The organism is Dactylosporangium sp. NPDC006015 (assembly GCF_040614215.1).
In the GTDB taxonomy this organism is placed as follows: Bacteria; Actinomycetota; Actinomycetes; order Mycobacteriales; family Micromonosporaceae; genus Dactylosporangium; species Dactylosporangium maewongense.
This window is the reverse complement of the sequence record NZ_JBEXUD010000033.1, coordinates 46,241-59,450: the sequence shown is the minus strand read 5'-3', so window position 1 is coordinate 59,450 and position 13,210 is coordinate 46,241. Positions and strand designations below refer to the sequence as shown.

Sequence of the window (13,210 nt, the reverse complement as noted above, 5' to 3'; positions counted from 1 at the left end):
GGCGAGGCCGGGCGGGGCCGTAACGTCGGCCCCATGAGGCGCGTGCTTGCCGCGGTCGTGGCGGTGATCGTGGTGGTCGCGCCGACCACCGCCTGCTCCGGCCGGAGGAAGCCGGCCCCGCCGGCGGCGCAGGTGAGCGCGCAGGTCAAGGCCGGGGCGGCGACCACCCTGTCGGTCGCCGACGTACAGGTGGTGCTGCCCGACGGCGCGGCCAAGGACGGGGTCGTCGCGAAGCTCGCGGTCGGCGGCGAGGCGCCGGCGGCACCGGACGGGATGGCGGTCGCCGGACCGGCTGTCGCGGTCGACCTGCCCGGCGGGCTGACGCAGCCGGCGACGGTGACGTTCCAGGCGCCGGCCGCGGTGAAGGACGGCACCCTCACGCCGGTCGTCGTCTGGCAGGACGCCGCCGGGGACTGGCGTTGGGTGCCCACGACATACACCGCGGGGGAGAGCGGCATCTCCGCGACCGTCGACCACTTCTCCAGGGGCTTCCTCGGCGGCCTCGACATCAAGAAGTGGATCAAGGACCGGGGCGAGGACTTCAAGAACTACATCACCGGCCGCTCGGGCGTGGCGCAGCCGCGCTGCGGCGACGAGAAGGCCGCCCGGCCGGCCGGCGTCGAGGTCACCAGCGACGGCGGCGACCGGGTCAAATGGTGTTTCGGCGTCGACAACGGCCGTCGGGTGGTGCGGATCGCCAACAACTCGCGCACGTTCATGCAGATCGCGTACCCGTCCGCGTGGAAGGTCGTCGACGGGCAGTCGCACGGGTTCAGCACCGACTCGGCGGCGCGGGCGCTCGGCATGCTGGCGGTGACCCCGAAGGGCACCTCGTCGCGGATCGTCGACGGCGGCGACACGCTGACCCTCGAGGTGCCGGAGAACTCCACCGGCCGGGTCACGGCCGAGATGTCGATCCTCGCCTGGGCGATCTCGGCCATCGTCTTCGGCATCCAGGTGTACTACGCCGTGGTGAAGGCGGCGAGCGACACGCTGGCCAAGGCCGCCAAGGGAACGATCGACCGGCTGTTCCTGCTGCTCGGCGGCACCGCGAACGCGGAGCCCATCGACGGGCTGATCGAGTGTACGAAGGCGGTCTCCGACCTCACCGAGATGAACGAGACCAACGCCCTCGATGTCACGAAGGCCGTCTGGGGCTGCCTGCCGGGCATCATGAAGGCGCAGCTGAAGGACGTGAAGGTCTTCGCCGCCGGGGTCCTGCTGAACATGGTCGGCACGGCCGTCGGGCTGATCCTCACCGGCATCAACCTGCTGGTCACCGGCCTGCGAGAGCTGTGGGACCAGTTCGCCGGCTTCGGCGGCAAGAGCGATCCGGTGTACGACGTCGTCATCCGCCTCAAGGCCGCCACCGTCGCCGACGCCGACCTGCGCGCCAACAACTGCCCCGGCTGCCGCGTCAAGGGCCAGTTCGCGTTCCTGCATCCGACCTGGGGCGTCGTCACCCTCGTGGTCGCGCTGTCACCGACCGGCGGCGCCGGCGGCTACGGCAGCTCCGACCTGATCGCGTTCGACGCCCAGCGCAAGGTCGTCTGGCGCAAGGACTACGACAGGCAGTGGGAGTCGGTGGCCTTCGCCGACCCCGGCATGGACGCCACCGGCAACGTCTTCATCAACTTCAACCCGGGCCGCCTCAACGGCGTCATCATTCTGCGGCCGGTCGCGGGCGGGCTGAAGGACTTCGCGACCCTGCCCGACGCCGAGTCCGGCTACCAGGAGCGGTTCTACAGCGCTCGCCTGGTCATGGACACGGCCAAGGGCACCTACACCGTCCGCAGCGAGCTCAACGACTGCGAACCGAGCTGCGCCGAAGGCACCATCCACACCACCACGTACCGCTACAACGGCACCGACTACGTCAAGCAGTAGCCCGGCAACGCGCGCCGGCGGCCGCCCAGGCGAGCAGGCCCGGGAACCCCGACGGCGACCCGGCAGCACGTCCTTGTCGGCGGTCGGTCACCAGGCCAGGGGGAGTGTCGACAGGTGCTGGGACAGGGCGGCGGCGAGGACCTGGTGGTCGTGCCGCGACGGGTGCCAGTCGCAGCCCAGCAGGTCCAGCCCCAGGGCGGTGTTGTCGTAGTACAGCGCCGAGACCCGGGCGTCGCCGGCGCTGTTGCGGGCCTGGACGATCTGCTGGACCGAGTCGGCGAACGCCGTCGTCATGTACGTCAGGTCCGGGTATGCGAGCACGATGTGCGTGCTCGTGCCGTACCGGGTCCGCAGCCTGTCGATGAAGGTCTGGTAGGCCGCGCGGTAGTCGGCGGCGAGCGCGCCGGTCGTCGACCACTTCTCGCCGGACGTCAGTGCCGTGGAGAAGTCGTTGATGCCCAGGCCGACCACCACGACCTGCGGCCGCCACGTGCTCGGCACCGGCCACACGCCGCTGTTGTACAGCGCCTGCAGGTCCTTGTCGTAGTAGCTCGCCGGGAAGTTGTACGCGGTGTTCTGGCCGCCGTAGTTGCGGACCATGCCCATGCCGGACCAGGCGATGATCTGGTAATCGGCATTGAGACCCTTCGCGGTCAGCGCACCGAACGACGCGTCGGCGTTGGAGTTGCGGGTCACGCCGCCGTTGCCGGCGCAGTCGCGGGTCGTCGACATGTTGCCGTAGCCGGCGGTCCACGAGTCGCCGATGAACTCGATCTGGCGGCTGCGCCGGCCGGCCTTCGCCAGGATCGCGCCGCCGGTGTCGGCGACCAGGCCGCCGAACTCGCCCGCGGCCCACGGGCTCTCGGTCCGCTTCGCCAGCCGCACGGTGTGCTCGCCGCCCGGCAGGCCGCGCACCCAGTACGTGGTCCGGCCCGGCGTCACCAGGTTCGCCACGGTGGTGCCGTCGACCTGCACGACGTAGTCGTTGTCGGCGTCGTTGAGCGCCAGGCCGACGCCGGTGCCGCGGAACCGGCCCTCGAAGTACGTGCCGGGCCAGGTGAACTGCGCGGCGGTCCCGGCCGCTCGGACCCGGCCCACGGTGCTGACCTGGTCCAGTACGGTCCCCGCCGGGCCACTGCCGGAGGCGGTCGGTGATGCCGTGCTTCCGGTACAGGCGACGCCGTTGAGCGCGAAGGTCCCCGGCACCGGGTTGGACGCGTTGTTCCAGGTGCCGCCGAAGCCGAAGTTCGTGGTGGCGCCGGTGCCGAGGGCGGCGTTCCACGCGGCGTTGGTGACCGTCACCGTGGACCCCGACTGGCTCACCGTGCCGTTCCACAGCTGCGTGACGGTCTGCCCGGCGGCGAACGACCAGGTCAGCCGCCAGCTGGTGACGGGATCGCCGAGGTTGGTGACGTCCACGCTCGCGCCGAAGCCGCCCTGCCACTGACTCGTCACGGTGTACTTGACGCGGCATCCGGCGGCGGCGTGCGCGGCCAGCGTCGTCGCGAGCACACCGGTCGACCCGACGACGACCGTGGCGGCCGTGACGATCGTCGTACGGGACCATATCCGCGCTGATCGCATGGGCGCTCCTCCTCGATGACTGTCGATGCGCTTCGAATGCTGCCCCGATGCCGCCGGCCGCGCACGCCGCCGCGACCGGATCATGCATCCGGACGGCGTTCAGCAGCGGCGACGCGGCCCGCCGCCGGGAAACGTTCACGGCCATACTGTTGCGATGACAATTCGGATCAACCGGCACACGGTCGCCGATGAGCGGATCGTCGCGGCGACCGACGACTTCCCGCGGCGGGTGGCGACGCTGGTCGATGCCGAGCAGGAGGGCGGGCCCGGCGGCACCGGCTGGGACATCGACATCGAGTCCGGCTACCTGCCCCGGTCGGTGCTGACCCGCGACTGGACCCGATAGACCTGCACGTGGACGCGGCCTACGCTGCCGGTGCTCGGAGCTTGCTAAACCTCGCGGTCATGGCGGTAGGCGGAACCCGCAGGGGTAAAGGTGAACGTGTCGGCGAAGGCGCCGGTGCCGTACCGGACCGCCACGAGGACGGGCTGCGCCTCGGGCTGCGGCTGAGGCGCGTTCCAGTCGTAGGTGCTTGCGAAGTGCAGGCAGAGCAAGCCTCTGGCGCCGGACGCGGCGGCATAGGCGAGGGTCTTGGCGTAACGCGGGTTGCTGCCGCCGAACAGGACGGACGGTGGCCCGAGTTCGGCGACGATCTCATCGAGTTGCCGGTCCCGGCCACTCCATCGATCAGTCTCAGCGCTCAGCTGCTGGTGTTCGTCGTCGGGCAGGGTCCGATCCACGGTCAGCCAGCCGAGTCGCCACGCTATGTCGGCGTAGACAGAGGCTACCGCCGCACCGTCGTCCTGGTAGCCGGGCAGGATCGCCGTGAACGCCCCGTGCACACCAAGCGGGTTGAACGCACCTCGGACCCGAAGGTCATCGTGTTCCTGCCGCCACAGCTCGTCTGTCCCGTCGACAAAGGCGACGTCGTCCATGAGCAAGCGGATGGACAGCTCCCGACCCCACATGCCCGGGCGGCGCAACGCTTGGTTGAGGCGGTCCAGGTGGTAGCGCCGAACCTCGTCCAGACTGGGCGCACGGCGGATGTCAGGGGCCACTCGAGGATCGTCCCAGGTCCCCAGCGCCTCATCGCCGTCGGACTGCCCACATCGTCAACGTGAAACTGGACCGACCTGAGACCCGGCCCCACTGCCGGGGCGGGCGCCTCGAGGTGAGGCGCCCGCCCGGTAGTCGCGTTTATACGGTGCAGGTCAGCGTGGGCACGGCGTTCGTGCCGTTCCAGGTGCCGGTGAAGCCGAACGAGGTCGTGCCGTTGGCCGGGACGGCGCCGTTGTACGACACGTTCGTCACGGTGACGGCCGAGCCGGACGTGCTCAGCGTGCCGTTCCACAGCTGTGTGATCGTCTGGCCGTTGGCGAATGTCCACCTGACCGTCCACCGTGAGATGGCGGCGTTCCCGGCGCGCACCGTGACCGAGGCCTGGAATCCGCCCTGCCACGAGCTGGTGACCGCGTACGTCGCGGAGCAGGCGCCGCCCGCCGGAGGGGGAGAGGTCGGCGGCTGCGACGTGCCGCCGCCCGGGGTGGTCGGCGGTGGGGTGGTCGGGTTGGTCCCGCCGTCCGGGGCGACCGCCCGGCCGGTCTGCGGGGAGATCATGCCCGCGCAGAGGTTGCGCGCCGCCAGGCCCTGGGCGATGCGCGGGATGGCGGCGACCGTGTTGGCCGGCCAGTCGTGCATGAGGATGATCTGGCCGTTGGTGAGCCGCCCGGCGGCCTGGACGATCGCGTCGACGCTGGCGTTGTTCCAGTCCTGCGAGTCGACGTCCCAGATGATCTGGGTCAGGCCGTAGCGCGACAGGACCGACTGCACGGTGGCGTTGGTCTCGCCGTACGGCGGCCGGAAGAGCTTCGGGGTGCCGCCGCCGGCGTTGGCGATGGCCTGCTGGGTGCGGGACACCTCCGAGTCGATCTGGGCCTGGCTCTGCTGGGTCAGGTGCGGATGGGTGTAGCTGTGGTTGCCGACCCACATGCCGGCGTCGACCTGCGCGCGGACCTGGGCCGGGTACTGGGCGGCGAACTGGCCCTCGTTGAACATCGTGGCCCGCAGCCCGTTCTGGCGCAGGGCGTTGAGCAGGTTGCCGGTGTTGGTGCCCGGGCCGTCGTCGAACGTGAGCCCGACGTACCCGTTACAGGTCGCGGCGTTCGCCGGGGTGGCGGCCCAGGCGACGAACGTGGAGAGGGCCGCGGCCGCCGAGACGGCGACAGCGGTGGCGAGCAGACGGCTACGCGTGTTCATGGTGCGCGCGTTCCTCCTCATTTGGGCAGCGTGCGACGAACCGGTCGGCGTCCGGCTTTGACAGGTGTCGATGGCGCCAGTATTGGGCGACCTTCACGGCGGTGTCAAAGCTTTCGAAAAGCGCGGCGTCGACCGTGCCGGCTTCGCACGGGAACCGGTGACGGTCGCGGTGTACCTTTCCTGGCGCCATGGGGGGTAACGGCGGGACGGGCCGCGCGCCGGCGTGAGCGCTCAGCCGCGCACCGCCGGTTCGAGCAGCGACAGTGTCCGCTGCTGCGCATCGAGACCGACACGGATGCCGACCGGCATCGGCAGGTTCGGGCCGGCGTGTCCGAACTCGACGTTGCCGAGCACCGGGATGTCACGGTCGCCGAGCACGTCGAGGACGATCTCGGACAGCGTCGGGGACGCCTCGGGCGAGTCGAGTCCGGCGATCTCGCGCGGAACGCCCACGACCATGCCGGAGATCCGATCGAGGATGCCGCCGTGCCGCATCACCTGCAGATAGCTCCACACGTGCGACGCCTGGCCGCCCATCTCCTCCCAGAACAACACGGCACCGTCGAACCGGTCGAGCGGCACCGCGAATCGCGTCGCCTGTACCAGCGCGATGCGGTTGATCACCCCACCGATCAGCGGGCCTTCGACCCGCCCGGCGCGCCAGCACTCCCACGACGAACTCGCAGGCAGCGGACCGATCGCCGCGGTGTCGGTCAGCAATCTCGAGTACAGCTTCTCGAGCTCCGCCCGGCGCGTCGCCGGCGCCGTCTGCCAGTTGCCGCCGAAGCCGGGCACGGCCATGTCGGCATGGAACCCGACCAGGCCCGTGCGCGAGTACAGCACCAGATGCAGCAAGGAGATGTCGCTGTAGCCGAGGATCGGCTTCGGATCGGCCCTGATCGCCTCGATGTCGATCAGGTCGAGGTAGCCGAACGCCGTCTGGCCGCCGTCACTCGCGATGATCGCACGCACCTCAGGATCACGGAGAAGGCCGTTGAGCTCCGCGGCGATCTCCGCCGGCGTCGCCGCGCTCCACCACCGGTGCCGCCCGGCTTCCAGCAGCGGGGCCCGGCGCACGCGGAACCCCATCCGCTCGAGCACGACCTCCGTCTGCGCGACGTTGCGCTCGTACGCCGCGGGCAGCGGCCCGGACAGCGAAGCGATGACGACGAGATCGCCGGGTCTCAGCGCACGAGGCCGGAGCGGCTGAGGCGAAGCGGAGCCGGTCACCGATGCAGTATCCGCATCCGCACCACAACCCGCGACACGTTTCCAGGCTCTGGCTCACTTTCGGTGAAGTCGTGACTCGCAGCGACGTTCGTCCATGATCTTCGGGTGCTCGATGCGAGCTCCGTAGATCCTCGGCCGGTTGAGGGTAGGCAGACCGGTACGCGCTCCTGCGAGCTGGGGACCTCTTGACGGGTCACAGACCGATGGCTGCGGCCGCGAGACCGTACCGCCGAGCTTCGTCCTGCAGGTCGACTCCCTCGCCTCCGGACAAAACGCGCTCGTTCGTCGTGGCCATCCGGAACAGCAGTGCGCGCGCTACCGCCGCTGCCGATACATCCACCGTCTCCCACAGAGACGACGGTGCGTCGTGCCAGCAGAGCGCATCAGCCACCACGATCCCGTCGGCGTACGCGGGCGCCCGCCAGTAGGGCGAGATGTCGATGATGGCCGGAGGGAGCCCCGGAGCGAACAAGACGTTCTTCGTCAGGTCCGCGTGCACGAGCTGCGGGCGCCCCAACGGCTGCAGTGCGTCCTCCAGCCGTCGTGCCAGGGCGGCGAACTCCGGTACGAACCGGATAGCCCGTTCTGCCCAGGCCGCTCTGTCCGCTTGTGCCCACCAGTCCCGTCGCGTATCGAGAAAGACCGGCCGGCCGAGATGGGCAACCGCCCGGTGAAACGCCTGGCCGGCCGTGAGGATCTCCTGCCACGTCGATACCGCGGTGTAGTCCGGTTCGCCACCCTGGACCCATCGCGTGGCCGACCACCCCTGCACGCTCCACGCGCCGTCACGGGTACGGACCGGCGCCGCAAGCCGGAAACCTTCACATGTGACGTCGGTGAACGCATCGCCCAGCCATTCGTGCAGGGCACCCCCGTCCGGCTTGAGTACCACATGGTCCGCAGCCCACGAGGTGCCTTGCCCGCCGGTCAGCCGTCGGGCAGGCCCGTCGACACCGAAGGCGTGCAGGACGGTCGATGAAGGGTGATCACGAGACACCCGGTGCACGGTAGACGCCCTCGATCGTTCTATCGACACGATTTGAGCGAGGAAGACATCCGCTCATGCCACATGCAACGCCGGGCGTGTTCATCGGTGCGGCCGCAGGGAGGCCAGGTAGGCGCGCCAGCCGCCGTGGGCGGTGATGTCGGGGGCGTCGGCGACGGCGACGGCTTCGCACAGGAAGCCGGTGACGGTCGAGCCGTCGTCGAGGTGTACCTTCCCCAGCGCCATGGGGGAGGGCAGCGCGGCCAGGAACGGGCCGACCGCGGCGGGCGGCAGCTCCCACAGCTCGCCCTCCACGGCGGCGCCGCCGTCGAGGACGCGGACCAGGCCCGGTTTCGGCGGTTCGGTGGTCAGGCAGTGCAGCCGGTACTGCGGTGCGGTGCGGACCTTGCGGAGCAGGCGGCCCCCCGCCTCGGTGAGCTGGTGGTTGAGCGGCTGCCCGGTCAGGTGCGCGCCGACCACCATCATCGGCAGCCCCCGCCGGTGCGCGCCCGTCGGGGCCTCGCCGGCCAGCCGTGCGGCGATGTCGGCGGCGACGGCGTCGGCGAAGCCGCGGGCGACGACCTGGACGCCGAAGTTGGTGCCGCCGGCCTCACCGGCGGGCACGGCGACGGCGCTGAGGCCGAACAGGTTGCAGAAGTTGGTGTAGGTGCCGACGGTGGCGTTGACTCCGATCGGGTCGGCGGTGACCTCGGCGATCGTCGGGTGGATCGGGCTGGTCGGCAGCAGGAGCGCGTCCGCGTCGCCCCATGCGGTCATGGCCTCGCGGCGCAGGTGCGCGAGCCGTTCGGTGTCGGCGACGAGGACGTGGGCGGGGATGTCGCGGGCGGCGCCGATGATGGCCCGGACGGTCGGGTCGATGTCGTCGGGGTGCCCGTCGATGAAGGCGCCGACGGCGGCGTACCGTTCGGCGACGAACCCGCCGTTGTAGAGCAGTTTCGCCGCGGCGAGGAACGGCGCGAGCCGGATCGGCCGCAGCCGGGCGCCGTGGGTCTCCAGGGTTTTCGTGGCCTGTTCGAACGCGTCGAGCCACTGCGGTGACAGGCCGATCAGGTCGTCGCGGTCCGGCACGGCGACGATCGGATGTGGCGGCGCCGCGAGCGGTGCGTCCGCGGGGAGGACCGGGTCGCTCATGAGGGCGATGGCGTGCGTTCCCTCGGCGACGGTACGGGCGAAGATGGTGACGCAGTCGAAGCTGCGGCAGGCCGGCACGACCCCGTCGGTGGGGACGAGTCCCGGTGTCGGTTTGACGCCGACGATGCCCTGGAACGCGGCGGGCACGCGGCCGGAGCCGGCGGTGTCGGTGCCGACGGCCAGGTCGGCGATGCCGAGCGCGACGGCCACGGCGGAGCCGGAGCTGGACCCGCCGGAGACGCGGGCGGGGTCGCGGACGTCGCGGACCGCGCCGTACGGGCTGCGGGTGCCGACCAGGCCGGTGGCGAACTGGTCGAGGTTGGTCTTGCCGAGGATCAGCGCGCCGGCGTCGACGAGGCGCTGCACGGCGGGGGCGCTGCATTCGGGCTGGTAGGCGTAGGCCGGGCAGCCCGCCGTGGTCGGCAGGCCCGCGACGTCGATGTTGTCCTTGACCGCGACGAGGCGCCCGGCCAGCGGCAGGTGCTCGCCGGCGGCGAGCCGGGCTTCCACGGCGGCGGCGTCGGCGAGCACGTCGCGCTCGGGGCGAAGCGTGATCCATGCCTCGGGGCGTTCGCCGAGGGCGAGGCGTGCGTAGGCGGCGCGGACGCGGTCGGTCGGTTTCATGCGAGCACCACCAGTGGGCTGCCCGGAGCGACCTGGGCTCCGGGGGTGACGAGGATGTCGGTGACGGTGCCGTCCCGCGGCGCGGTGACGACGCTCTCCAGTTTCATCGCTTCCAGGGCGAGCAGCGACTGCCCGGCGGTGACCCGGTCGCCGGGGCGCACGTCGACGCGCCACACGCTGGCGACGAACGGCGCCTCCACGAGCGCGCCGCCGTCCGGCACGGACACCGCACCGGCGGCGGGCGGCGCCGGCGGTTCGGGGCGGGGGTCGAACTCGCCCGCCGCCGCCCACGCGTCGCGTTCGGCACTGAACGCGGCGGCCTGCGTCGCCCGGAAGGCGGCGATCGAGGCGGCGTTGTCGGCCAGGAAGGCCTCATGCTCGGCGAGACGGAAGGTGCCGTCGTCGATGCGCAGCCGGTGCCGTCCGGCGGCGACGTCGGCGCGCAGGTCGAGCAGTTCCTCGGCGCCGACCGGGTACCACTGGATGCGGTCGAAGTGACGCAGCAGCCAAGGGTCGCCGGCTTCCCGCCGCCAGCGGGACCAGACCTGCACGGTACGGCCGACGAACTGGTAGCCGCCGGGGCCTTCCATGCCGTAGATGCACAGGTAGGCGCCGCCGATGCCGACGGCGTTCTCCGGGGTCCAGGTCCGGGCCGGGTTGTACTTCGTGGTGACGAGCCGGTGCCGCGGGTCGAGCGGGGTCGCGACCGGTGCGCCGAGGTACACGTCGCCGAGGCCGAGGACGAGGTAGCTGGCGTCGTAGACGGTGCGGTGGACGTCGTCGACGGACGCCAGGCCGTTGACCCGGCGGATGAACTCGATGTTCCACGGGCACCACGGGGCGTCGTCGCGGACGCCGTTGATGTAGCGGGCGATGGCCTCGCGGGTGGCCGGGTCGTCCCAGGACAGCGGCAGGTGCACGGTCCGGCTGGGCACGGCCAGGTCGCGGGTGGCGGGCAGGTCGGCCTGCAGCGCGCGGACCAGGCCGAGGAGCCTGCGCACCGGCAGGCGGGCGGGGTCGGCGTGGACCTGCAGCGAGCGGATGCCGGGGGTGAGGTCGACGACGCCGTCGAGGCCCTCGGCGCGCAGCCGGTCCATCAGGGCGTGGGCGCGTAGCCGCAGGCCGAGGTCGAGGGTCATCGGGCCGTACTCGATGAGCAGGTTGTCGTCGCCGGACCGCCGGTAGGTGACGTCGTCGTCGCGGGCCAGGATGCCGTCGTCGACGGGTCGCACCAGCGGTGTGAAGTCGAGGTCGGACACGGGCACGAACCGCACGGTGTCGCCGGGGGCCAGCTGGCCGAGCTTCCACCGCTCGGCGGTGACGACGGTGGCCGGGCAGACGAACCCGCCGAGGCTGGGCCCGTCCGGGCCGAGCAGGATCGGCACGTCGCCGGTGAAGTCGACGGCGCCGACCGAGTACGGGGTGTCGTGGATGTTCGACGGGTGCAGCCCCGCCTCGCCGCCGTCGGTGCGCGCCCACCGCGGCTTCGGGCCGACCAGCCGGACGCCGGTGCGCGCGGAGTTGAAGTGCACCTGCCACTGCGCGGCGTAGAACGCGTCGATGTCCTCGCGGGTGAAGAACTCGGGGGCCGCGTGCGGCCCTTCGGTCACCTTGATCTGCCAGTCACGGCGGATCACCGGTCGCTGCGCCACCGGGACGGCGGCGGAGGTCGCGCCGGCCGGCGGTGCGGTGCGCAGGACGTCGCCGAGGCGCAGGGTCCGGCCGCCGTGCCCGCCGAACTGCCCGAGCGTGAACGTCGCCGCGCTGCCCAGGTACTGCGGGACGGCGAGGCCGCCGGCGAACAGCACGTAGGCCCGCAGCCCGCCCTCGGTCGCCCGGCCCACGTCGAGGACCGAGCCGGCGCGCACCCGTACCGGCTCCCACTGGGGCACCTGGACGCCGTCGACGGTGACGGGCATCGCGGCGCCGGTGACGCAGATCGTGGTGTTGGCGGTGAACCGCAGCGCGGGCCCGTCGACGGTGCACTCCAGCCCGGCGGCGCCCTCGGGGTTGCCGAGCGCCGTGTTGCCGAGCCGGAACGACAGGTCGTCCATCGGCCCCGACGGTGGCACGCCGACCTCCCACAGCCCGGTGCGCCCGGGCCAGTCCTGCACGGCCGTCAGCGTGCCGGCCCGCTCCACGACGATGCGCGACTCCGTGTCGTGCACGCCGGCGAGGGTCGCGGTCGAGTGCCGGGCGGCGAGCACGTCGCCGTTGCCGGCCGCCGCCCGCAGCAGACCGAGGTTCGTCTCGATGCCGTCGACGCGGGTGGCGGCCAGGGCGTCGCGGAGGTTGGCGAACGCCTCGTCGCGGGTCGCCCCGGTCACGATGACCTTGGCGAGCATCGGGTCGTACGCCGTGCTCACCTCGGTGCCGGCCTCGACCCAGCCGTCGACCCGCACGCCCGCCGGGAACGCGACGTCGGTGACGAGGCCGGCGCTGGGCTGATGCTCCCGGGTCGGGTCCTCGGCGTAGACGCGGGCCTCGACGGCGGCGCCGGCACCGCCCCGGCGCGGGGTGTCCAGGACGTCGTCGTCGCCCTGGGCCAGGCGCAGCATCCACTCGACCAGGTCGACGCCGAGGACCTCCTCGGTCACCGGGTGCTCGACCTGCAGGCGCGCGTTGACCTCGAGGAAGGAGGCCTGTTCCCGCTCGGCGTCGTAGACGAACTCGACGGTGCCCGCCGACCGGTAGCTCACCGACGCGCACAGCGCCGCCGCCGAGTTGTGCAGCCGCTCGCGGACCGCGCCGGACAGGCCGGGCGCGGGCGCCTCCTCGATCACCTTCTGGTTGCGGCGTTGCAGGCTGCAGTCTCGGTCGCCGAGCGCGACGACGCGGCCGCGGCCGTCGCCGAAGACCTGCACCTCGACGTGGCGGGCGCGCTGCACGAAGCGTTCCAGGAAGACGCCGCCGCTGCCGAAGCTGGCCAGGGCGAGGCGTTCCACCCGGTCGAATGCGGCGGCGAGCTCGGCCGGCGTGTGGCACGCCTGCATGCCGATGCCGCCACCGCCGCCGGTCGCCTTGACCATCACCGGGTAGCCGATCCGGTCGGCGGCGGCGAGTGCCTCGTCGAGACCGGCGAGCAGGCCGGTGCCCTCGATCATCGGTACGCCGGCCGCGCGGGCCAGCTCGCGTGCGGTGTGCTTGGCGCCGAACGCGGTGAGCTGCGCGGGTGTCGGCCCGACGAAGGCGAGCCCGGCCGCTTCCACGGCGGTGGCGAAGGCCGCGTCCTCGGAGAGGAACCCGTAGCCGGGGTGCACCGCACCGGCGCCGCTGGACAGCGCCGCGTCGAGCACGCGGTCCACCAGCAGGTAGCTCTGCCGGGCCGGGGCCGGGCCGAGCCGCACCGCCTGGTCGGCGAGCCGTACATGTGGAGCGCCGCGGTCCGGGTCGGAGAAGACCGCGACCGTCTTCAGGCCGAGCCGGGCGGCGGTGCGGATGATGCGGCAGGCGATCTCGCCGCGGTTGGCGACCAGAAGCGTGTCGAACAC

Annotated in this window: 9 protein-coding genes; 2 read left to right on the top strand and 7 right to left on the bottom strand. The window is 72.0% G+C overall.

The features are described from left to right. The first annotated feature begins 33 nt into the window (after positions 1–33). Complete coding sequence (locus ABZ321_RS40440; RefSeq protein WP_354900937.1) at positions 34–1,887, top strand: hypothetical protein; 1,854 nt, start codon at positions 34–36, stop codon at positions 1,885–1,887. An 87-nt stretch (positions 1,888–1,974) separates the two neighbouring features. Here ABZ321_RS40440 and ABZ321_RS40435 read toward each other — a convergent pair whose 3' ends face one another. Next, complete coding sequence (locus ABZ321_RS40435; RefSeq protein ID WP_354900935.1) at positions 1,975–3,471, bottom strand: cellulose binding domain-containing protein; 1,497 nt, start codon at positions 3,469–3,471, stop codon at positions 1,975–1,977. A gap of 154 nt (positions 3,472–3,625) precedes the next feature. Here ABZ321_RS40435 and ABZ321_RS40430 point away from each other — a divergent pair, with 154 nt between their 5' ends. Continuing rightward, positions 3,626–3,817 (top strand): hypothetical protein, encoded by a 192-nt coding sequence (locus tag ABZ321_RS40430; RefSeq protein WP_354900933.1) that lies wholly within the window; start codon positions 3,626–3,628, stop codon positions 3,815–3,817. A gap of 44 nt (positions 3,818–3,861) precedes the next feature. Here ABZ321_RS40430 and ABZ321_RS40425 read toward each other — a convergent pair whose 3' ends face one another. From ABZ321_RS40425 to ABZ321_RS40400, 6 genes are all read right to left on the bottom strand, one after another. Further along, on the bottom strand, positions 3,862–4,530 hold the full coding sequence (locus ABZ321_RS40425) for a hypothetical protein (protein ID WP_354900932.1): 669 nt from the start codon (positions 4,528–4,530) through the stop codon (positions 3,862–3,864). 139 nt (positions 4,531–4,669) lie between these two features. Beyond that, positions 4,670–5,728 (bottom strand): polysaccharide deacetylase family protein, encoded by a 1,059-nt coding sequence (locus tag ABZ321_RS40420; protein ID WP_354900930.1) that lies wholly within the window; start codon positions 5,726–5,728, stop codon positions 4,670–4,672. 231 nt (positions 5,729–5,959) lie between these two features. Next, on the bottom strand, positions 5,960–6,958 hold the full coding sequence (locus ABZ321_RS40415) for a S66 peptidase family protein (RefSeq protein WP_354900928.1): 999 nt from the start codon (positions 6,956–6,958) through the stop codon (positions 5,960–5,962). 193 nt (positions 6,959–7,151) lie between these two features. Then, on the bottom strand, positions 7,152–7,955 hold the full coding sequence (locus ABZ321_RS40410) for a TIGR02569 family protein (RefSeq protein ID WP_344513814.1): 804 nt from the start codon (positions 7,953–7,955) through the stop codon (positions 7,152–7,154). A 90-nt stretch (positions 7,956–8,045) separates the two neighbouring features. Beyond that, complete coding sequence (gene atzF / locus ABZ321_RS40405; protein WP_354900926.1) at positions 8,046–9,719, bottom strand: allophanate hydrolase; 1,674 nt, start codon at positions 9,717–9,719, stop codon at positions 8,046–8,048. Then, positions 9,716–13,210, bottom strand: a complete 3,495-nt coding sequence (locus ABZ321_RS40400; RefSeq protein ID WP_354900924.1) for a 5-oxoprolinase/urea amidolyase family protein — start codon at positions 13,208–13,210, stop codon at positions 9,716–9,718. Before ABZ321_RS40400 ends, atzF begins: the two co-directional genes overlap by 4 nt.

What these genes read in the sequence shown, in the direction of transcription:
- ABZ321_RS40420 (WP_354900930.1), bottom strand. Translation starts at nt 5,728, where the DNA reads ATGAACACGCGTAGCCGTCTGCTCGCCACCGCTGTCGCCGTCTCGGCG.
- ABZ321_RS40440 (WP_354900937.1), top strand. Translation starts at nt 34, where the DNA reads ATGAGGCGCGTGCTTGCCGCGGTCGTGGCGGTGATCGTGGTGGTCGCG.
- ABZ321_RS40430 (WP_354900933.1), top strand. Translation starts at nt 3,626, where the DNA reads ATGACAATTCGGATCAACCGGCACACGGTCGCCGATGAGCGGATCGTC.
- atzF (WP_354900926.1), bottom strand. Translation starts at nt 9,719, where the DNA reads ATGAAACCGACCGACCGCGTCCGCGCCGCCTACGCACGCCTCGCCCTC.
- ABZ321_RS40435 (WP_354900935.1), bottom strand. Translation starts at nt 3,471, where the DNA reads ATGCGATCAGCGCGGATATGGTCCCGTACGACGATCGTCACGGCCGCC.